The 19,412-nt window shown below is 70.8% G+C and carries 20 protein-coding genes, 1 pseudogene and 1 riboswitch; of the genes and pseudogenes, 12 read left to right on the top strand and 9 right to left on the bottom strand.

What is annotated here, in order from left to right; all coding sequences use genetic code 11:
• The first annotated feature begins 131 nt into the window (after positions 1-131).
• The 9 genes and pseudogenes from FHS44_RS31300 (at position 132) to FHS44_RS31335 (ending at position 7,943) form a co-directional block, all read left to right on the top strand.
• Positions 132-1,601 carry a PepSY-associated TM helix domain-containing protein gene (locus FHS44_RS31300; protein ID WP_184721268.1) on the top strand — a complete coding sequence of 490 codons (1,470 nt, stop codon included), beginning with the start codon at positions 132-134 and terminating at the stop codon, positions 1,599-1,601.
• A gap of 407 nt (positions 1,602-2,008) precedes the next feature.
• The gene (locus tag FHS44_RS31305; protein ID WP_184721270.1) at positions 2,009-2,188 is read left to right on the top strand and encodes a hypothetical protein; all 180 of its coding nucleotides are present in this window, start codon (positions 2,009-2,011) and stop codon (positions 2,186-2,188) included.
• Positions 2,189-2,411: 223 nt separating this feature from the next.
• On the top strand, positions 2,412-2,636 hold the full coding sequence (locus FHS44_RS31310) for a hypothetical protein (protein WP_184721272.1): 225 nt from the start codon (positions 2,412-2,414) through the stop codon (positions 2,634-2,636).
• A gap of 171 nt (positions 2,637-2,807) precedes the next feature.
• Positions 2,808-3,080 (top strand): GlsB/YeaQ/YmgE family stress response membrane protein, encoded by a 273-nt coding sequence (locus FHS44_RS31315; RefSeq protein WP_184721274.1) that lies wholly within the window; start codon positions 2,808-2,810, stop codon positions 3,078-3,080.
• Between the two features lie 549 nt (positions 3,081-3,629).
• Positions 3,630-3,790 (top strand): annotated as a pseudogene (locus FHS44_RS41300) (IS256 family transposase); the annotation flags it as partial.
• Positions 3,791-3,993: 203 nt separating this feature from the next.
• Entirely contained in the window at positions 3,994-5,199 is a 1,206-nt protein-coding gene (locus tag FHS44_RS31320) for an aromatic ring-hydroxylating oxygenase subunit alpha (protein WP_184721282.1), read from the top strand.
• An 11-nt stretch (positions 5,200-5,210) separates the two neighbouring features.
• The gene (locus FHS44_RS31325; RefSeq protein ID WP_184721284.1) at positions 5,211-6,212 is read left to right on the top strand and encodes a DODA-type extradiol aromatic ring-opening family dioxygenase; all 1,002 of its coding nucleotides are present in this window, start codon (positions 5,211-5,213) and stop codon (positions 6,210-6,212) included.
• A complete protein-coding gene (locus tag FHS44_RS31330) occupies positions 6,209-7,069 on the top strand; it encodes an alpha/beta fold hydrolase (protein WP_184721286.1) in 861 nt (286 codons plus the stop codon). The genes FHS44_RS31325 and FHS44_RS31330 overlap by 4 nt, the downstream gene beginning before the upstream one ends.
• 10 nt (positions 7,070-7,079) lie before the next feature.
• Entirely contained in the window at positions 7,080-7,943 is an 864-nt protein-coding gene (locus FHS44_RS31335; RefSeq protein ID WP_184721288.1) for an alpha/beta fold hydrolase, read from the top strand.
• A 3-nt stretch (positions 7,944-7,946) separates the two neighbouring features.
• Here the strand turns inward: FHS44_RS31335 and FHS44_RS31340 are convergent, their stop codons facing one another.
• From FHS44_RS31340 to FHS44_RS31365, 7 genes are all read right to left on the bottom strand, one after another.
• The gene (locus FHS44_RS31340; protein WP_184721290.1) at positions 7,947-8,741 is read right to left on the bottom strand and encodes an IclR family transcriptional regulator; all 795 of its coding nucleotides are present in this window, start codon (positions 8,739-8,741) and stop codon (positions 7,947-7,949) included.
• An 85-nt stretch (positions 8,742-8,826) separates the two neighbouring features.
• Positions 8,827-10,146 (bottom strand): M20 family metallopeptidase, encoded by a 1,320-nt coding sequence (locus FHS44_RS42525; protein ID WP_184721292.1) that lies wholly within the window; start codon positions 10,144-10,146, stop codon positions 8,827-8,829.
• A 317-nt stretch (positions 10,147-10,463) separates the two neighbouring features.
• The gene (locus tag FHS44_RS31350) at positions 10,464-11,243 is read right to left on the bottom strand and encodes an ABC transporter ATP-binding protein (protein WP_184721632.1); all 780 of its coding nucleotides are present in this window, start codon (positions 11,241-11,243) and stop codon (positions 10,464-10,466) included.
• Positions 11,243-12,307: a FecCD family ABC transporter permease gene (locus FHS44_RS31355; RefSeq protein ID WP_312863884.1), complete on the bottom strand. Its 1,065-nt coding sequence runs from the start codon at positions 12,305-12,307 to the stop codon at positions 11,243-11,245. The genes FHS44_RS31350 and FHS44_RS31355 overlap by 1 nt, the downstream gene beginning before the upstream one ends.
• The gene (locus FHS44_RS31360; protein ID WP_184721294.1) at positions 12,304-13,287 is read right to left on the bottom strand and encodes an ABC transporter substrate-binding protein; all 984 of its coding nucleotides are present in this window, start codon (positions 13,285-13,287) and stop codon (positions 12,304-12,306) included. Before FHS44_RS31360 ends, FHS44_RS31355 begins: the two co-directional genes overlap by 4 nt.
• Positions 13,284-13,406, bottom strand: coding sequence for a hypothetical protein (locus tag FHS44_RS42015; RefSeq protein ID WP_281401638.1), 123 nt, complete (start codon positions 13,404-13,406; stop codon positions 13,284-13,286). The genes FHS44_RS31360 and FHS44_RS42015 overlap by 4 nt, the downstream gene beginning before the upstream one ends.
• Before the next feature lie 52 nt (positions 13,407-13,458).
• Positions 13,459-13,643, bottom strand: a riboswitch (cobalamin riboswitch).
• A gap of 29 nt (positions 13,644-13,672) precedes the next feature.
• On the bottom strand, positions 13,673-14,548 hold the full coding sequence (locus FHS44_RS31365; RefSeq protein WP_184721296.1) for an aminoglycoside phosphotransferase family protein: 876 nt from the start codon (positions 14,546-14,548) through the stop codon (positions 13,673-13,675).
• Positions 14,549-14,629: 81 nt separating this feature from the next.
• Here FHS44_RS31365 and alaS point away from each other — a divergent pair, with 81 nt between their 5' ends.
• The gene (gene alaS, locus FHS44_RS31370; protein ID WP_184721297.1) at positions 14,630-17,263 is read left to right on the top strand and encodes an alanine--tRNA ligase; all 2,634 of its coding nucleotides are present in this window, start codon (positions 14,630-14,632) and stop codon (positions 17,261-17,263) included.
• A 37-nt stretch (positions 17,264-17,300) separates the two neighbouring features.
• On the opposite strand, the gene FHS44_RS31375 is transcribed toward alaS, so the two are convergent.
• Complete coding sequence (locus FHS44_RS31375; protein WP_184721299.1) at positions 17,301-17,660, bottom strand: hypothetical protein; 360 nt, start codon at positions 17,658-17,660, stop codon at positions 17,301-17,303.
• A 291-nt stretch (positions 17,661-17,951) separates the two neighbouring features.
• Here FHS44_RS31375 and FHS44_RS42020 point away from each other — a divergent pair, with 291 nt between their 5' ends.
• Positions 17,952-18,077 carry a hypothetical protein gene (locus FHS44_RS42020; RefSeq protein ID WP_281401639.1) on the top strand — a complete coding sequence of 42 codons (126 nt, stop codon included), beginning with the start codon at positions 17,952-17,954 and terminating at the stop codon, positions 18,075-18,077.
• Complete coding sequence (locus tag FHS44_RS31380; RefSeq protein ID WP_184721301.1) at positions 18,077-19,222, top strand: methyltransferase domain-containing protein; 1,146 nt, start codon at positions 18,077-18,079, stop codon at positions 19,220-19,222. The genes FHS44_RS42020 and FHS44_RS31380 overlap by 1 nt, the downstream gene beginning before the upstream one ends.
• A gap of 49 nt (positions 19,223-19,271) precedes the next feature.
• On the opposite strand, the gene FHS44_RS42025 is transcribed toward FHS44_RS31380, so the two are convergent.
• Positions 19,272-19,400: a hypothetical protein gene (locus tag FHS44_RS42025; protein ID WP_281401640.1), complete on the bottom strand. Its 129-nt coding sequence runs from the start codon at positions 19,398-19,400 to the stop codon at positions 19,272-19,274.
• Between the last annotated feature and the right edge of the window lie 12 nt (positions 19,401-19,412).

Raw genomic sequence — 19,412 nt, forward strand, 5'->3', positions numbered from 1 at the left:
CCGGGCCGGTTCTTGTTCGCCGACGGGCGGCTCGGCGCCGCCCGTGTCGAAACCATGCTCGCGCACCGCCGCGCGGTGATCTCCTCGCCGTGCCGCGCACCCCCCATACCGTGTGAAACGGAGTCATTCCCATGACCTCAACGATTCCGCCTTCGGCCCCCTCCCCGGTTCTCGTCGCCCCGCAGCGATCCGTGCCCGGCTCCTCCTGGCGCTACCGCGTCGTGTGGCGCTGGCACTTCTACGCCGGTCTCCTCACCGCCCCCGTTCTGCTGGTGATGGCGATCACCGGCGCGATCTACCTGTTCAAGACGCCGTTCGAGAACTGGCGCTACGCCGACGTGCGCGCCCTGCCCGCTCCCGTCGCCTCCGCGCTGCCGCTGAGCGGCCAGATCCAGGCGGCCCTGGCCGCCCGCCCCGGCGCGAAGCTGGACAGCGTCATTCCCGCGCAGGCGCCCGACCGCACCACCCGGGTCATCCTGGCCGGTGGCGACCCGTCCAACCCCTGGGCGCCGGGGATCTCGGTGTACGTCCATCCGGGCACGGGCGAGGTGCTCGGCCAGATCGACGACTCGGCCACGTTCATGCGGGTCGTACGCACCATCCACGGCGAACTGATGGCCGGTGTCGCCGGAGACAGGGTCGTGGAGACCGCCGCCTGCTGGTCACTGATCCTGGTCGCCACCGGTGTGTACCTGTGGTGGCGCGGTCCCGCCCGGCGTCGGCTGCCCCGCTCGGCATGGCGCCCGCTCAGGAGAGGGCGACTGCGCCGGATCCACGCGGTGACCGGGATCGTGGCCGGGGTGGTCCTGGTGTTCCTGGTGCTGTCCGGACTGCCCTGGTCCGGCTTCTGGGGCGACAACCTCTCGAAGTTCCAGGCCTCGGTCGGATCCACCATGCCCGACTCCGCGACGTTCGCCCGCGAGTCGGTCCCCGCGAAGGACCTGACCGCCAACCCCGACGCCGCGGTGCCGTGGGCCGCCGAGCAACTGCCGGTGCCCGCCAGCGGGCACGAGGGTCATGGCGGCGGTACGGCCGCAGGCGGCTGGCCGTACCCGGGATCGATCACCGCGGAGCGGGCACTGGCCGCCGCCACTCCGGAGGCGGGCGGCTGCGCCCCACCCGGGTGCGAGCTGAGTGTGCTGCCGCCTGCGGGGCCCAAAGGTGTCTACACCGTGGTCGCCACCGACGCCGAGGACCCGGCGCTGGGCCGCACCGTGCTGGTCGACCAGTACAGCGGCAAGGTCCTGGTCGACTACGGCTGGGAGGAGTACGGCGTGCTGGCCAAGGCCGTGGAACAGGGCATCGCGCTGCACGAGGGGCGCCGCTACGGCACGGTGAACATGCTGGTCATGCTGGGCGCCTGCCTGGCGATGATCACTCTGGTCGTCTCCGGGGCGTGGATGTGGTGGAAGCGCCGCCCACGCGGTCGCCTCGCCGCACCGGCCAGGAGCACCGACCGGCGTACCGCCTACGGGGTGCTGGCGGTGATGGCCGTCCTGGGCGTGCTGTTCCCGCTGGCCGGGATCACCATGGTCGCGGTGCTGCTTCTCGACTGGCTGGTGATCCGCCGCATCCCGAGGCTGAACGCCCTGGTGGGCTGAGCCGGTTGACGGAATGACCTTCCCGCCCGTCTCGGAACGCTTCGAGACGGGCGGGAGGGAAACCGGCGATGTCAGATCCGGGTCATGGTGGACTCGTATCCGCCTCCACCGGGGTAGACCCACGCGCCGGTGACGGGCTGGCCGAACTGGGGCGAGGCCGACGCGCTGGAGCGGGAAGGAGCCACCGGACGTCCACTCCTACCGTACGGTTCCCCCGGCGCCGTGCTCGGCTCGTATCGCCGGAACTCCTGACGGGCCGGAGGCGCTGGGCGAACCGATCGAGATCCGGCCGATCACGGGCGGGGACTTCACGGCGTGACCAGCCAGGCCGAGCGGCGCCCGGCGCGAGCGGATGGCCGACATGCTCCGCGCTGACCAGGCCCGGCGCCGACGTGGGCAAGAGGCCGGTGTCACCGAACTGGCCCTGCGGAAACCCGGGTCGTCGGCCGGATCCGGCGCAGGAGACCGACGACAGCCTCACCTTGCCGCCGCTGTGCTGCCACCCCACGCTGCGGGCCGTGGGTGGCCTGACCGGCGACCAGATCGAGCAGCGCCATCTTCCCGACCGAGCCGACCATCTCGGCTGAGGTACGGCTGCCGCGCGATGTGAGAGGCGTGGTGCGCGGCACACACCGCGGAGGATGACTGTGGAGAAGCAGAAGTGTTCTTTCCGTTGTTTTCGGTCGATGGGCATCAAGATCGTGGAATTCCTGGCTAAACCATGATCTGCCGCAGCAACTCTGCGAAGATGTCGGCAAGGCCGCGTTCCAGGGCCTTTCCCTCGATCGTGAACGTACACGGAGGTGCGCGATGGCGGTTGCCGCCAACCTGAACAAGCTGCTCGACAAGGCCTACGAGGAGTCTCCGCTGGACAAGCTGCCCGACGCTCCGGTCGCCGCGCTCGCCGGGGTGAGCAAGGCCGACGCCGAGGCGCTGGAGAAGGCGTTCGGCGTCAAGACCATCGGTGACCTGGGCCGTAACCAGGCCATCCGGGCCGCGGTCGCCATCGTCGGCCTCGTGGACCTCGCCGACTAACACGATCTCCGCACACTGAGGGCAGGGGCCGGTCGGCGCCTGCCCACTTCTCTGTCCACACCCCGGGGAACCGTGGCGGGCGGCAGATCGTTGGGGGAGACGATCGGTTCATGGGACAGCGCGGTCCGGTCGGGTCGTGTGAGCTGGCGATCATCTTCGGGAGTGTGCGGTATGGCAGTGACCGGCATCATCTCAGCCCTCATCGTCGGAATCGTCATCGGTGTGCTTGGCCGATTGGTGGTTCCGGGACGTCAGTCGATTCCGATCTGGCTGACCATCGTGATCGGTGTCGTCGCCGCGCTTGTCGGCACCGCCATCGCCACCGTGCTGGGAGTGGCCGACACACGTGGGATCGACTGGATCGAGCTGATCATTCAGGTGGCACTGGCCGCCGTGGGCGTCGCGGCCGTGGCCGGAGGATACGGCAGACGCAAGATCCGCTGACTTCTGTGGCCCGGCCGGCGCGGCCCGCTCAGCGTTCGACGATCGCCACGGCGGCGCGCGCAGCCTACGTCGAGGGCTCCAACCTGCGGGCGCGCTCCTCAGATGTCGTGCACGAGGTCACGATGACGAGGCGGTTCGCCGACGAGCGGATGCCCGGCCTGGCCTGCGCGGTCGGCGTCGGTGGATGGAGCCCGGGCGTGGTCCCTTACCAGGACAAAGGGGGTCAGCCCGCTTGCCCGCGCCCTGTTCCGGGCCGCGTTTCATCGTCGACCGGTGTGGTGACCCGGTGGTCGCCGTCTCCAGCGTGGCCGCGGAAGGGCGCCTGTCGCGGCATGGGGTGGAGGTCGTCTCCGCGACGAAGATCACTGACTGTGTGGACGACAGCGGCTTTCCGGTGCACACACGAACGGGCAGAAGGTGCGCCGACCGGCAGGCACAGAGCCACCGCCATGCTTAGAGAGGTCGGAACACGCTGACGCGCACGGCCGTGGGCCTCATCGTCTCGTGCGCGGCCTTCACCGGTGCCCGGTGACGACGGAGGCCCGGTGGCAGGTCTGGTCCAGTAGTCCGCGGGAGCTGTTGGACAAGGAGATCCGCCGCCGCACCGACGTGGTCAGGCCGCGATCATCCGGTCTGTTGTTGCGGTCCTGACCGGGCGGACCGACGAGTGGACCGAGGCCCGCCGCCACCTGAGGCTCGACATCCTCGCCGGGCGCCGGACGCGCGCGACACACCGGCCCACCCCCAAACAGGATCGCGCGAAGGTCGGCTCATACACCGCCAGTACGGACGTGACCTCCTGTCGCCCCCGGTCCGGCGTGGTCCGTGGTCCGCTGGGTGAACCGGGTTCCTTTCCCGTACCCCGGGCCGGATGGTCTGCTCCCGGCACCGGCGTATGGCGACTGGAGCAGACATGACCGAGACCGTTGATCCAACCGTGAACCCGGCCAGGGGCCACCGCGCGGGCAGGCTGCCGGGCCGTCAGGACTGGTCGAGCTGGCCGCACTACCAGGCCGCGGCGGCGGGCTTCCGGGGCTACTGGTATCCCGTCTGCTTCTCCTCCCAGGTGGGGGAGAAGCCCCGCCCCGTCACCCTGCTCGGCGAGCGCCTGTTCGTCATCCGAGACCAAGGCACGGTGTACGGCATGCGGGACCGGTGCCCGCACCGGGGGGTGCCGCTGAGCCACGGCGACAAGCAGTTTCCCGGGACGATCTCCTGCGTCTACCACGGGTGGACCTTCGACCTGGAGACGGGAGTCCTGAAGGCCGCGATCACCGACGGGCCGAACTCGCCGATCTGCGGCAAGGTCACCCAGCCGACCTACGACGTCGAGGAGCGCCTCGGCCTGGTCTGGGTCTACGTCGGCGACGGCGAGAGGCCGCACCCGATCGACGAGCAGCTCCCCGAGGAACTGGTCGCCAACAGGGCCGTCGTGGGCCAGCGGATCCAGGCGCGGGCCGGTAACTGGCGTTTCGCCTGCGAGAACGGCTACGACGAGGGGCACGCCAAGTATCTCCACCGCACCGCGTTGTGGCGGCTGTTCAAACCCATGCCCGTCTGGAACACCACAGGCATCGTCAGAAAAGGACGCTGGATCTACCGGGTGCAGCGGGAGCAGTTCTGGGAGGCCGACTTCCCAGGGCTCGGCAGGTGGTCGGGGACGGCGTGGTACAAGGCCCGGCCCCCGAAGACGGTCCAGAACATCGGCAACACCGCCTCGCACCGCAGGGTCAACCCGACGATCGCGGCCCAGGACTTTCCCGGCTTCGCCTCGGTCGGCATGCCGGGCGTCCTGCGGATCGTCTACCCGACCTTCATCCACTACGAGTTCTACGTGCCGGTCGACGCCGACAACCACCTGTACGTCGGCATGCTGGCCGACTTCAGCACGGGCCTGCGGGCGCTGCCGTTCTACGCCAAGTATCTCGGCGCCGTGCGCTGGCTCTTCCACGGCCAGTTCTCCGGCCAGGACAAGTGGATGGTCGAGGTCACCGACGCGCCCCCGGAGAAGCTCTATCGCCCCGACGACTCGCTCCTGCGGTGGCGCAAGCTCGCCGAGGACACCACGGAGGAACGTCTCGAACGGCTCCGCACCAGGAAAGCCGGAAACACGGACTGAAGGGCCGGGAGATGTCGGAGATCGTGCTCGGGGTCGGGGCGTCCCACTCGACCCTGATGAACACCCACTGGCACCGCGTCGTGCACACCGAGCGGGCCGAGGCCTTCCGCGACGCGCTCGACGCCGCCAGGCGCCGGGTCGCGCTGGCGCGCCCCGACGTGGTGGTGATCGTCGGGTCCAACCACTTCCGTGGCCTCTGGCTCGACCTGGTCCCCGCCTTCACCGTGGGCGTCGGCGAGGTCGTCGCCATGGGGGAGGCGGGCACCCCGAAGGGCCCCCAGCGGACCGACCCGGAGTTCGCGCGGGCCCTGGCGGCCGACCTCGTCGAGGCGGGCACCGAGGTGGCGATCTCGGCCAGGCTGCAGATCGACCACGGCCAGTCGCACGCGATCCAGTACCTGCTCGGCGACCTCGGCGTGCCGGTGGTCCCGCTGGTCGTCAACGTCTTCGCCAGGCCGCTGCCCACGCTGGCGCGCTGCGTCCAACTGGGGGAGAACCTCGCGGAGGCCGTGCGAAGGATCGCGGGGGACCGTCGCGTGGTGGTGGTCGCCTCGGGCGGCCTGTCCCACCGGCTGCCGTGGCCGAGCGACTGGGCCGACCCGCAGGACGACGACGAGGCCTTCCTCGTGGACGCCTGGACCAACGGCCGGGGCGAGTGGGAACGCTACGACAGGCGGCGCAGGGAGATCATCGTGGCCGCCCGGCCGACGATCTTCCCCGAGTTCGACCGGGCCTTCCTCGACGACCTCGCCGGGGGCCGCCTGCGCCGCTACGCGTCGATGACGACCGACGAGCTTGAGGCGGTCGCGGGCAACGGCGGCCAGGAACTGCGGACCTGGCTGGTGATGGCGGCCGCCCTCGGCTTCGTGCCGGGCACACCGCTGGTCTACGCGCCCATGCCCGAATGGCTCACCGGAATGGGCGTCGCCGTACTCGACCCGTCAGAGGGAGACCAACGATCGGCGAGTCCCGAGCCGGAGAGCCGTCTCGACCCCTTGGGAGGAGACCGATGACCCGCACGCCCCCGCCCGAGAGTCGGTTCGCCGTGGCCGACGGTGTCACCTACCACTTCCACGAGCTGGGGCAGGGGCCCGACACGGTCTTCCTGCACGGGGGTGGTCCCGGGTGCACCGGCTGGAGTGACTTCGGGCCTGTCGCGCCGTACTTCGCCGCCGACCGGCGCTGCCTGGTCGTGGACATCCTCCAGTACGGCAAATCCGAAAAATGCAGAATTAGTGGCCCGATGTGGGATTTCCATGCGGCCAAGACCGTCGCGCTCATGGACGTCCTCGGCGTCGAGAGAGCCGACTTCGTCTGCAACTCCTGGGGCGGCACCATCGCCCTGTGCCTCGCGGCACGCTACCCAGAGCGGGTCCGCTCCCTCGTGGTGACCGGCAGCATGCCCGTCTTCTACGGCCCTCTCGCGCCCCTGCCGGAACGCGGGCACCGGGGCCGCGCCGCCCGCGACGTCTACTACGGGGGCGAGGGGCCGACCCGGGAGAAGATGCGTGCCCTGCTCACCCGGCTGGAGTGGTACGACGCCGCGCGCCTGCCCGAGGAGACCGTGGACCTGCGCTGGCGGCAGAGCCTCGACCCCGGCGAGCGTGAACTGGCCGCGATGACCGACTCGCCCCGGGGCGACTGGCAGGACCTCACCGCCGAACTCGGGCTGGTCGAGGCGCCGACGCTCTTCGTCTGGGGCCGCGAGGACGCCTTCCTCACCCCCGACTACCCGCTCATGCTGTCGCGGATGGTCAGGCGCGGAAACCTGCACGTCATGGACCACGTCTCGCACCACCTGCAGGAGGAGCGGCCCGCCGCCTACCACGCGGTCGTCGAAGGCTTCCTGCGCTCCGTAAATCACCCATGAGGAGAACCCCATGACCACCACCATCTGGACCGAACTGGCCGGTCTCGACTTCCGCGTCACCACCGTCGACGCCGCAGGCGTCCCCACCCGCTCCCTGCAGGCGGGCACCGGAGAACCGGTGATCTTCCTGCACGGCACCAGCGGCCACCTGGAGGCCTTCGCCCGCAACCTCGGCGCCCACGCCCACCGTTACGCCTGCCACGCCCTCGACATGCTCGGCCACGGATACACCGGCAGACCGGACTTCCCCTACGAGATCCCCCGCTACCGTGACCACCTGCTCGCCTACATGGACGCCGCCGGGATCGAGAGCGCCCACATCGTGGGGGAGTCCCTCGGCGGCTGGGTCGGCGCCAGGACCGCGATCGACGCGCCAGGCCGGGTGGCCTCCCTGCAACTGCTCTGCGCAGGGGGCACCGTGGCCAACCCGAAGATCATGGAGCGCATCCGCACCACGACCAGGCAGGCGGTCACTGCCGACGACGTCGACCTGACCAGGCGGCGGCTGCGGCTGCTGATGGCCGACCCGAAGGACGCCACCGAGGAGCTCGTCGCGGTCAGGCACACCATCTACCACCTGCCCGACTTCGCCGCCAACCTCGACAACCTGCTGTGCCTGCAGGACATGGAGACCCGGCTGCGCAACATCCTGCGCCCCGAGGACCTCGCCGGGATCACCGTGCCGACCCTGATCGTGTGGGGCCGCGACAACCCCTTCGGCGAGGTTCCCGAGGCTGCGGCGATGCACGAGGCCGTCGTGGGCTCGGAGCTGGTGCTGTTCGACGCGTGCGGCCACTGGCCCCAGCACGAGCAGGCCGTACGGTACAACGCGCTCAGCCTGGCCTTCCTCGCCAAGCATCCGATCTCCGGATAGCGCTCAGCCCGTCGCCTGGAGCGTCCTGGAGACCCCGAGCGCCGCGGCGCGCAGCGCGGCCGTGAACCGGGCCTGGTTCATCCTGAAGGTGGGCGCCGTGATCGACAGCGCGCCCGCCAGCGCCCCGGTGTCGCCGAAGACGGGTACGGCCAGGCTTGTGTAACCGAGCCTGGTCTCCTCGGCCTCGACCGCCAGGTGCTCGGTCCTGACCCTGCCGATCTGCGCCTGGAGCAGCCCCGGCTGGGTGATCGTCCGGTGGGTCATGGGCGTGAGGCCGCGCCGTACGACCTCGTGGAAGAGAGCCGGGGGTGAGAAGGCGAGGATCACCTTCCCGGTGGCGGTGCAGAACAGCGGCAGCCGCCCGGCCACCCGGGACTGCTTGCGCAGCCCCCGGTGGACCATGAGCTTCTCGACGTACAGCACGTCGAGACCGTCGTGGATCGCGAAGTGCACGGTCTCGTGCGTGGCCAGCAGCAGATCCTCCATGTACGGCAGCGCCGCCTCCCGCAGGATCCGCTGCCTGGGCACCCGCTGGCCGATCTCGAAGAGCCGCAGCCCGAGGCGGTAGCGGCTGCCCGCCCGTTCGAGGACTCCCCAGCCGAGCAGTTCCTGGGCCAGCCGGTGCACGCTGGCCTTGGCCACCCCGGTCCTTCTGACCAGCTCGGAGAGCGACAGGGAGTCGTCCTCGGCGGTGAAGGCCTCGATGATCAGGCGTGCCTTGCCCAGGACGGAGTTCATCGCCTCGGCGTTGCCGGGTTCCGCCGTCGATCCGGCGCGGGCGAACGGGAGCACGGTCATCGCAGGAACCTCCCAGGTGGTTCGGAGCCCTGTGAGGAGTAGTTTGGTGCGTTCCATCCGAAATCGCCACCCTCCGTCACCGTGGTCATACGCCGACCTCCGCCCGGGACCTGGTGACCGTGGCGACGGCCGTACGGACCAGCAGGCGGGTGAGCCGCTCCATCTCCCCGACGTCGGCGGTGTTCATCCCCAGCGAGAAGTCGGTCCCGGCGATCTTGGGCATGCCGATCCGCACGGTCGGCACCCCCCGTCCCCGCAGGATGTTGGCGTCGGTCGCGCCGCTGTTGCCCCGGATCACCTCGTGCGGACGCCCTTCGGCGGCCTCCCAGGCGGCCACGGCCTCCCGGGCCACCCATCCTTGGGGGTCGGAGGCGGTGCCGGGGATCGCGAGGACCATCTCGGACGTCACCCGGAGACCGGGAAGCTCGGCGCGGATCCCCTCGATCGCGGCCGCGAACTCCCGTTTGGCCTCCATGGGCGTCGTGCGCGGGCTCAGCCGCAGATCGACAAGCAGCCTGCACGCCGCCGGGGTAACCGCCGCCCGGTACGGCCAGCCGCCCTCGACCGCCGCGACGATCCCCTGCGGGGCGACCGTCCCCCCGGTGTGCCGCTCGGCGTACTCGGCGAACCACCGCTCAAGCCGCACGGCCACCTCACCCGCCCCCGCGACCGCGTTCTCGTACGGCAGGCGGTGCCGCGAGCCGACATAGGTGTGGACGCCGTGGACGGTGACCTCGAACCAGGCCAGCCCGACCTCCTCCCAGGAGACCGTCCAGCCGGGCTTGGCGATCACCGCGAAGTCCGCCCAGAGCCCCTGTTCGAGCAGGAACGAGCAGCCGACCCCCTGCCCGACGTTGCGCCGAACGTCCCCGGGCCGCGCGTTCGCGGGCATGCCGCCCGCCCCGAACGCGACGATCAGGTCCCCGGTCAGCGGCAGCCCGGCCCGGTGGACCGCCTCGGCGGCCATCAGCACGCAGGCGGCGTGCCCCTTCGGATTGCCCGCCCCGAGCCCGGTCACCAGGTCGCCCTCGACGCGGGCGACGGGACGCATGTCAGGCCGAAGCTCGGGGCCGATCCACGGCACGTCCTCCTCCTCGCGCCCGGTGGTCAGCGTGTCGATCGGCGCGTACAGCATGAGGTCGGGACCACTGCCGTCGCCGCGCAACCGTCCCCACGCGTTGGCCTGCCGGTCGTCGAGCGGCTGGACGGCGGCGGTGACACCGGTGGCCGTCAGGGTCGCGGCGATGCGCTCGGCCAGGGGCCGCTCGCCCCCGATCGGGCTGGGGACGTCCACCAGCCCGCACAGCAGCTCCCGCAGCCGGGCCCGGCTGACGTGCCGCCAGGCCGAGGCCACCAGGCCACGCCGGTCGGGGTCGAGCCCGGCCAGCCCGTCGGGGACGCTCACCGGTTGATCCGGCGGACCTGGGTGTTGACGGTCCTGGCGAGCAGCCGCCACACCAGGGGCAGCGCCGCGACGAGGACACCGCAGACCAGCAGGATCAGCAGGGGACGTGGCATGGGATCTCCTTGACTCCTCCCGCGAGCCGTCCGGCACCCGGGAGCCGTTTCACCATGCCGAGATGATCCGCCGCCCCGGAGGAACCGCCCACGGAAACGTCCCACTCAGCGGGACGCTCCCACGGAACCCCGAGGCGGGACGCCCACGCGGAACCCTGAGCGAGCGTCAGACAGGCGGTGCCGTACAGCCATCCAAAACAGCTCTCAGGGCACGTCCTCCCCGGTGAGCAACGTCACCTGGGGAACACCTGTCCTCGGGTGCGCCTCGACCTCCGCCTCGACCCGGTAGACCTCCCGCAGCATCCGTGGCGTCAGCACCTCGCCCGGAGGCCCGAGCGCCACGACCGCACCGCCGTCCATGACGCAGAGCCGGTCGCAGAACGCGGCGGCCAGGTTGAGGTCGTGCAGCGCGATCACGGCGGTGATCCCGAGCCCGCGCACCAGGCGCAGCGCGTCGAGCTGGTGGCGCAGGTCCAGGTGGTTGGTCGGCTCGTCCAGCACCATCACCTCGGGCCGCTGCGCCAGCGCGCGGGCGATCATCACCCGCTGCTTCTCCCCGCCGGAGAGCCGGTCGAAGGGCGCGTGCGCCAGGTCGGCCACGTCCAGCCGCTCCAGGGCCTCGGCGATGATCGCCCGGTCGGCGGGGGCGTCCCCGTCGAAGGCCCGTTTGTGCGGGGTACGGCCCATGGCCACCATGTCGTGGACGCTCAGCCCGAAGTCGCCGCCGCCCTCCTGCAGCACCGCGGCCAGGCGGCGGGCCAGCCACCTGCCCGGCATCCGCCACACGTCGTGCCCGTCGAGGAGCACCTGTCCCGAGGTCGGGCGCCGCACCCGGTAGAGCGTCCTCAGCAGGGTCGACTTGCCCGCGCCGTTCGGCCCGGCCAGGCCGAGCACCTCGCCGGGGGCCACGTCGAACGTCACCGCCCGCACCAGGTCCCTGTCACCGATCCGCACGGACACTTCCTGTACGGCGAGCCCGCCCATCAGGACCGCCTGCGCATCAGCCACAGGAAGAACGGCCCTCCGACGAGCGCCGTGATGATCCCCACCGGGACCTCCTCAGGAGTGATCAGTGTCCGGGCGACCAGGTCGGCCATGATGAGGAACGCCGCCCCGAGCAGCGCCGTGGCCGGAAGCGCCCGCCGATGGTCGGCCCCGACGAGCAGCCGCACCACGTGGGGCATGATCAACCCGACGAACCCGATGGACCCGCTGACCGCGACGACGGTGCCGATCACCATGGCCACCAGCACGAACAGCGACGCCCTGAAGCGGTGCACGTCCAGCCCCAGCGAGGCCGCGGCCTCCTCCCCGGCCAGCAGCAGGTTCAACGGGCGGGAGACGCCGAGCAGCACGGCGGTTCCCGCCAGCACGGCAGCCGCGGGCACCCACACCATCGTCCAGGTCGTCCCCGCGAGCCCGCCGAGCATCCAGCGGACGGCCGACTGGGTCCTGTGCGGGTCGTCGGAGGTCACCACCAGGAAACTGGCGACCGCCGACAGCACCTCGGCCATGGCGACCCCGGCCAGCACCAGCCGTACCGTCGTCATCCGCCCACCGGAGCGGGCCAGGAGATAGACCGCGACCAGCGCCGCGAGCGCCCCCGCGAACGCGGCCACCGGCAGCGAGAACGGCCCGAGGAAGGTCAGGCCGAACACCATCACGCTCACCGCGCCGACGCTGGCGCCGGAGGAGACGCCCAGCAGCATCGGATCGGCCAGCGGGTTGCGCACCAGCGCCTGCAACGCCATCCCGCAGACCGACAGCCCGGCGCCGATGACCCCGCACAGGAGCACCCGCGGCAGCCGTACGTTCATGACGATGGTCTCCCGCACCGGGGACCAGACCGGTTCGGCGAGCGCGGGGTGGACGCGGTGCAGCAGGATGCCCCACACCTGGTCCGCGGGCAGGCTGATCGACCCGGCCGCGATCCCGGCCGTCACCGCCCCGCCGAGCAGCGCCACGCACAGCGCGAGCGTCAGCGGGTACGGCAGGCCGGGGCGGCGCGTGACGGCCACGGCGCGGGAGACCCCGGTCAGGCCGCTCACTCGAACCGGTCGGGGTGGATCTGCCGGGCCAGCGACTCGACCGCCGACGGCGCCCTGACCCCGAGCACGACCGACGACAGCGGCAGCACCGCGAACCGCTTGTTCCTGATCGCCGGAACGTCGGCCAGGGCCGGGTTGGACAGCAGGAACTTCTTCTTGTCCTCAAGCTTCTCGTCGCCGTAGTCGTAGATGACGATCCACTCGGGGGCGCGTTCGGCGACCTGCTCGAAGGACACGTCGGCCCAGGTTTTGTCCACGTCGGCGAACAGGTTGCGGGCCCCCGCCAGGGTGATGATCTCGTTGCCGATGCCCTTGCCGCCCGCGGTGAAGGCGGTCTTGTCGCCGCTGTCGTAGACGAACAGCTTGACCGGTTCGACGCCGGTGAGCTTGTCCTTCACCCGGGTCAGGGGCTCGTGCAGGCGGGTGACGAGCGTCTCCGCCCGGTCCTGGACGCCGAAGATCCTGGCGACGTTGCGGATCTCCTGGTCCATCAGGTCCATGTTCACCGGCCCTGACGGGCACTGCTCAAGGTTGAGGTAGGTGTTGATCCCGGCCTTGCCGAGCGCCTCGCGGCTGCGACCCTCCTTCTCGTCGAAGGTGCTGGAGAACCCGGCGTAGACGAAGTCGGGCTCCTCGGCCAGCAGCGCCTCGTAGGAGGGGTACTGCTTGGACAGCACCTTCACCCCGTCGTAGGCGGCCTGATACTCGGGCAGGATCTTGTCGTCGAGATAGCCGGTGCCGACCATCGACTTCTCCAGGCCCAGGGCCAGCATCACCTCGGTGGCGTGCTGGTTGAGCGAGACCGCGCGCTGCGGCGGACGGTTGTAGGTGGTCGTGACACCGCAGTTGTCGAGCGTGACCGAGAAACCAGGAGAGGCGGCTGCGGCGGGGCTCCGGGTCTCAGCGGGGGCACCGCATCCGGCCAGGAGTACGGCGCACGACAGGGCGAGCAGCAGGGACAGGGGACGTCTGACCGTCACGGACGGGTCCTCTCACGGGGGTTGCGCCACGGGACGGCCCTGCCGGAGGACAGCGGAACCGGCCAGGAGGTCGTCTCCGGGCACACGTCGGCGCGGAGGGCCCGTGTGGTCGTCGCCACGCGAGGTCATCCATCGGCCGACCCGCTCCTCTCCGGGGAGATCCGCCCCAGTTCTTCGAGGAGGCGACCGGGTGAGTCTCCTGGCTCTCGGGTCGATGCTCGTCCCCGTCTTCCCACCCCCTGACAGGGGCAGTGACGGTGTGGGGATCCGCTCGCCGATCACAGTGGCGGGACCGCGCCGGACTCACACCGGCTTCCTCGTCCCCGCTCGCCTTCGCCGGTCATCATCGCACGAAGCGGTCAATCCGCCGAGGGGGGTTCCCGCCTCAGCCGACGACCGGATCTTCCAGCACCCGGACGAGAGCCCGATTCTGGACACCTTCCGGATCGGCGCCGGACAGCCCGGCCACGGTCACCAGCGCCTTCCACAGCGCCCATCCGCGTGCCCGCCGCCAGGCGTCGCCGGGCAGCCCCACGCTCTGCCTGAAGATCTCCCGGTCCCGGCCGGTGAAGTGGGTCCACGCCATGACGAGGTCGCAGGCCGGGTCACCGACGCCGCAGGTGCCGAAGTCGATGACCGCCGACAGCCGCCCGCCGGTGACGAGCAGGTTTCCCGCGGCGATGTCCCCGTGGAACCACACCGGCGCGTACGGCCAGGCGGAGGTGAGCGCGTCCGCCCAGACGGCCCGGCAGGCGGCGGCGTCAACGGCGTCCCCGAGGACGCCGAGGGCCCGCTCCACCTCCTCGCCGTAGACGCTGGGATGACAGCCCCGGAAGTAGGAGTGCCGCCCGGCCACCGGCCCCCGCCCAACGGGCGCCTTCCTGAGGGCCGTCAGGAACCCCCCGAGATCACCCGCCAGCCGGGCGGAGTCAACGTCCTTCGCGGCGTCGAGGGGGTCGCCGGGCAGCCAGCGCCGTACCGACCACGGGAACGGATAGCCCTCGCCCGGCTCGCCGGTCGCCACCGGCTCGGGAACGGGCAGCGGCAGGTGCCCGGCCAGCGTGGGCAGGCAGTGCTCCTCCTTCTCCACGGCGGCCACGTAGCCCTCCGCGCTGGGCAACCGTACGGCCAGCGACTCGCCGAGCCTGAAGGTCCGGTTGTCCCAGCCCTGCCGGGCGACGGGCAGGAGCGGCAGGTCCTTCCAGTGGGGAAACTGCCCGGCGACCAGCGCGCGCACGAGGTCCACGGTGATGTCGGTCATGGGCCCAGTCTGCTCGAAGGGTCTTGTTGCAATAGGCTTGCACCTGCACATAGCAGGCAGTGGATGGTTCTTGGAGGACGAGTGCGGACGGCGGAGGTCAAACGACGGTTCCTCACCCACTTCGCGGCGGCCGGACACACGGTGGCCGCCAGCGCACCGCTGCCCGCCGACGACCCGACGCTGCTGTTCGTCAACGCGGGCATGGTGCCGTTCAAGCCCTATCTTCTCGGGCAGCGCACCCCGCCCTATCCCAGGGCGACCAGCGTGCAGAAGTGCATCCGCACCCTCGACATCGACGAGGTCGGCAAGACCACCAGGCACGGCACGTTCTTCCAGATGAACGGCAACTTCTCCTTCGGCGACTACTTCAAGGAGGAGGCGATCAGGCTCGCCTGGGACCTGACCGTCAAGCCGCAGTCCGAGGGCGGCTACGGCCTCGACGCCGACCGGATCTGGGCCACCGTCTACCTCGACGACGACGAGGCCCACGCCCTCTGGCGCGACGTGATCGGCCTGCCCGAGGCCCGCATCGTACGGCGCGGCAAGGCCGACAACTTCTGGTCGATGGGCGTCCCCGGGCCGTGCGGCCCCTGCTCCGAGCTCTACTACGACCGTGGCCCCGCCTACGGCCGCGAGGGCGGCCCCGAGGTGGACGAGGACCGCTACCTGGAGTTCTGGAACCTGGTCTTCATGCAGTACGAGCGGGGCGAGGGCGTCGGCAAGGACGACTACCCGATCCTCGGCGAGCTTCCCTCCCGCAACATCGACACCGGCATGGGCCTGGAACGCATGGCGGCCCTGCTCCAGGGCGTCGACAACCTCTACGAGATCGACGAGACCCGCCCCGTCCTGGACGCCGCCGCGGCGCTGACCGGCATCCGGTACGGCGCGCACTCCGGCCCCTCGGCCGCCGAGAGCCACCCCGACGACGTCCGGCTCAGGGTCGTCGCCGACCACGTCCGCACCGCCCTCATGCTGATCGGCGACGGCGTCACCCCCTCGAACGAGGGACGCGGCTACGTGCTGCGCCGGATCCTGCGCCGCGCGATCCGGGCGGTCCGGCTGCTGGGCTACGAGGACCCGGCGCTGCCGGAGCTGCTGCCGGTCGCCCGCGACTGCATGGCGCCCTCCTACCCGGAGCTGGCCGCCGACTTCGAGCGGATCTCGGCCTACGCCTACGGCGAGGAGGAGACCTTCCGCTCGACCCTGCGCCAGGGCAGCACACTGCTCGACCGGGCCATCACCAAGGCCGGGAAGCGGCTGCCCGCAGACACGGCGTTCAAGCTGCACGACACCTACGGCTTCCCCATCGACCTGACCGTGGAGATCGCCGCCGAACACGGCCTCGACGTGGACGTCACCGGGTTCAGGGAGCTGATGGCCGAGCAGCGCCGCCGTGCCCGCGAGGACACCCGAGCCAGGAAGACCGGCCACGCCGACACCGGCCTCTACCGCACCCTCCTCGGCGAGCACGGCGTCACCGACTGGCAGGCCTACACGACGCTGACCACCGACTCGACCATCCTGGCCGTGCTCCGCGAGGGAGCGCCGGTGGCCACGGCAACCGAGGGCCAGATCGTCGGCGTCGTCCTCGACCGCACCCCGTTCTACGCCGAGTCCGGTGGCCAGGAGAGCGACGCGGGCACGCTGAGCGGCCCGAGCCTGTCCGCCGAGGTGCTCGACGTGCAGCGCCCGATCCCCGGCCTCGTCGTGCACCAGGTGCGCGTCCTGGACGGCGAGCTGGCGCCGGGGCTGCCCGTGCGCGCCCAGGTCGATCCCGAGTGGCGCGTCGGCGCCCGCCAGGCCCACTCGGGGACCCACGTCGTGCACGCCGCACTGCGCGCCACACTCGGCCCGGCCGCCCTGCAGTCCGGCTCCTACAACCGGCCCGGCCACCTGCGCCTGGACTTCTCCTGGCGCGGCGCCCTGCCCGCCGGGGTCCGCAGCGAGATCGAGGACGCCGCCAACGTCGCCATCCGCCGCGACCTGCCGGTCGACGTGCGTTACATGCCGCTGGGGGAGGCCCGCGAGATCGGGGCGCTGGCGCTGTTCGGCGAGACCTACGACGAGACAGTCCGGGTCGTCGAGATCGGTGGCGCCTGGTCGCGGGAGCTGTGCGGCGGAACCCACGTCGAACGCTCCTCCCAGATCGGCGGCATCGCCGTCACCGGAGAGTCGTCGGTCGGCTCCGGACAGCGCCGCATCGAGGCCGTCACCGGCATCGAGTCCTTCCGCTACCTCGCCCGTGAGCGCGACCTCGTCTCCCGGATCGCCGAGCAGTTCAACGCGCCCCGCGCGGAGGTCGCCGACCGGGTCGCCGCCCTCGCCGAACGCCTCAAGGAGAGCGAACGCGAGACGGCCAGGCTCCGCGACCAACTCCTCGCCGCCGAGGCCGACCGGCTCGCCGCGACCGCGACCGTCCACGGCGACGTCCTGCTGGCCACCGGCACCACCGAGGCCGACCCCCGCCTCCTGGCCGACCGTGTCCGTACGGCCCTGCCCTCCGACCGGCCTGGCGTCGCCGCGGTGCTGTCCGGCACGGCCTTCGTGATCACCGTCAACGCCACGGGCCGCACCCGGGGCCTGTCCGCCGCGGACCTGTTCAGGTCCCTCCCCGAGGGCAAGGGCGGCGGCAACCAGGAAACCGCTCAGGGCCGCAGACCCACCGACCCCGACAAGGCCCTCGCCGCCCTCGCCGCCCTCCTCACGGACTGACGGCCTCCGTCCCACGCGGTGATATCGGCCAGCTCTTCTAATCCGGGCAGGTGTATTGCTCGTTGGTCCAACAATGGTCGACGGCCTGCACCTCCAGGACCCATGCCGTACGGCTCGCGTTCTCGGGCTCCTTGGAGAGAGTCAGACCGATGGCCCGCCCTTCCCATCGCCTCGCCATGTCAAGGACGAGTGACGAGCCATACGGCATGAACCGTTTGACGTTCTTGCTCCAGCCGGTTCTCTCCAGGGCGCCCTCGATTTCCTCACGCGTCGCCTCCGGCTTGATTTCGAAGTCCAGCCAGGCGCCGCTGTTGGCGGAGTCGCATCCGCTGTAGTCCGAGATGGACAGCACTTCAGCGCGGTTCGGAAAGGCGCTCATGGTGGCCTTCCAGAGCATGGCACTCTCCTTCGTCGCACGTTCCACGCACAGGTCATAACTACTCCGACCGGCGCAGGCGGTGAACCCGGTGGTGAGGAGAACGGCCGATGCGGCCATTCCGCACCATCTCAAAAAACGATTTCGTGACATGACGCCCCCACTGACACCGACCGCTGGCTCTCTTTATGATCTACCAGCCGTCCCAGGCCTGAACGGAGATGAGAACATCCCCTTCCGGTCGCTCAGCGCGAGGTTACGCTTACCGAGAGCGCTCCGATCGGAGCCCGGTGAAGGAAGGGAAACACGCGCATGGGCGATCACGAGGGTAAGCCAGCCGAGGAGCTGAAGCCGTTCATTCCGGGCGGTAAAAAGGAACCGGACACCACCTCTCCTTCGGATCCGGGCAAGCACGAGAAGAAGCCCGGGCAGAAGTAATGGCCGAGGGGTTAAGAGATGTCCTGCTCGCCTACGGTGTCGGCCCCGAGTGGGTGAAAGCCTTCGACGCGGCGCCTCGGGAGTCGTTCCTGCCGGAGGTGATGTGGCCGTTCGACAATGGGCGTGACCTTGTCGTCTCCCGGGCGCGGGAGCCCGAGCAATGGCGGCGGTGGGCCGACACGGACGTGGCGATCACCACGCAGTGGGACGACGGACGGCACACCGGGACGGCGCCGGGCGAGGAGCGGACCAGCTCGGGGTCGATGCCCAGCCTGGTGTTCGACATGTTCGCCGACCTGTCGGTGGACGACGGGATGCGGGTGTTGGAGGTCGGCACCGGTACCGGCTGGTGCGCGGCCCTGCTGTCGGCCCGCCTCGGTGAGGACAACGTCGTCTCGGTCGAACTCGACGAAGCGGTGGCGGACCGGGCACGGAAGGCGCTGCACGCCGCAGGCTGGCATCCCGAGATCGTCGTCGGGGACGGCCTGCTGGGCCACCCGGGGCGGGCGCCGTACGACCGGGTGCTCGTGACCGCTGCCGTGCGGGAGGTTCCCCGCGCGTGGATCGAGCAGACCCGGCCCGGCGGGGTGATCGTGATGCCCTGGGGCACCCACCACAGCCATCAGGACGCCATCGTCCGGCTGGTCGTCGCCGAGGACGGCACCGCCAGCGGACGCTTCACCCGGCTCGCCCAGTTCATGCACATCCGTTCCCACCGGCTTGAGGTACGGCTCGCCGACTACATCCCCGGCAACGGCTGGCCCGACGACACCAGGGCCTCCGTCACCGGCCTGACCGCCTCGGAGATCGTGGACGACCCCACCATCACCTTCGTGCTCAGCCTGCTGCTGCCCGGCTGCGTGCGCGTCCCCGGCCACAACGACGACGGCACACGAGCCATGTGGCTGTACGGCCTGGGCGGCCGGTCATGGGCGGCGGTCTATTTCGATGAGACCTCACGCGTCTTCCAGGGCGGCCCGCGCGACCTGTGGGACGAGGTCGAGGCCGCCCACCGCTGGTGGACCGAGCGGGGGCGGCCGGGTCATACGGAGTTCGGACTGACCGTCACCGCTGGCGGTCACCAGAAGGCGTGGCTGGGTGACCCTTCCGAGCCCGTCCCGAGGGCTGCTTCCGCCGTACGGTGACAGGGCGGGGCAGTGGTCCAGCCGCGTCGTGTTGAGCGCCTGAACCGGGTCACGTGGTGTGTTCGTAGTCTTTATCGACCCGGTCGCGGCTCAGGACATCAAAGGCTTGGTCGGCCGTCGGTGTAAAGCGCTGAACCTGAGAAATCGGCGTGAGCGCTATTTCGCTGTCCGGATCCATCGCAGAAGGTGC

The sequence above is a fragment of the Streptosporangium saharense genome, from assembly GCF_014203715.1.
Lineage (GTDB): Bacteria > Actinomycetota > Actinomycetes > Streptosporangiales > Streptosporangiaceae > Streptosporangium > Streptosporangium saharense.

Coding starts and splice junctions, on each gene's coding strand:
- FHS44_RS31325 (WP_184721284.1), top strand. CDS start 5,211: ATGTCGGAGATCGTGCTCGGGGTCGGGGCGTCCCACTCGACCCTGATG.
- FHS44_RS31375 (WP_184721299.1), bottom strand. CDS start 17,660: ATGCTCTGGAAGGCCACCATGAGCGCCTTTCCGAACCGCGCTGAAGTG.
- FHS44_RS31380 (WP_184721301.1), top strand. CDS start 18,077: ATGGCCGAGGGGTTAAGAGATGTCCTGCTCGCCTACGGTGTCGGCCCC.
- FHS44_RS31300 (WP_184721268.1), top strand. CDS start 132: ATGACCTCAACGATTCCGCCTTCGGCCCCCTCCCCGGTTCTCGTCGCC.
- FHS44_RS42020 (WP_281401639.1), top strand. CDS start 17,952: ATGGGCGATCACGAGGGTAAGCCAGCCGAGGAGCTGAAGCCGTTCATT.
- FHS44_RS31350 (WP_184721632.1), bottom strand. CDS start 11,243: ATGGGCGGGCTCGCCGTACAGGAAGTGTCCGTGCGGATCGGTGACAGG.
- FHS44_RS31335 (WP_184721288.1), top strand. CDS start 7,080: ATGACCACCACCATCTGGACCGAACTGGCCGGTCTCGACTTCCGCGTC.
- FHS44_RS31365 (WP_184721296.1), bottom strand. CDS start 14,548: ATGACCGACATCACCGTGGACCTCGTGCGCGCGCTGGTCGCCGGGCAG.
- FHS44_RS42025 (WP_281401640.1), bottom strand. CDS start 19,400: ATGGATCCGGACAGCGAAATAGCGCTCACGCCGATTTCTCAGGTTCAG.
- FHS44_RS31320 (WP_184721282.1), top strand. CDS start 3,994: ATGACCGAGACCGTTGATCCAACCGTGAACCCGGCCAGGGGCCACCGC.
- FHS44_RS31340 (WP_184721290.1), bottom strand. CDS start 8,741: ATGACCGTGCTCCCGTTCGCCCGCGCCGGATCGACGGCGGAACCCGGC.
- FHS44_RS31315 (WP_184721274.1), top strand. CDS start 2,808: ATGGCAGTGACCGGCATCATCTCAGCCCTCATCGTCGGAATCGTCATC.
- FHS44_RS31310 (WP_184721272.1), top strand. CDS start 2,412: ATGGCGGTTGCCGCCAACCTGAACAAGCTGCTCGACAAGGCCTACGAG.
- FHS44_RS31330 (WP_184721286.1), top strand. CDS start 6,209: ATGACCCGCACGCCCCCGCCCGAGAGTCGGTTCGCCGTGGCCGACGGT.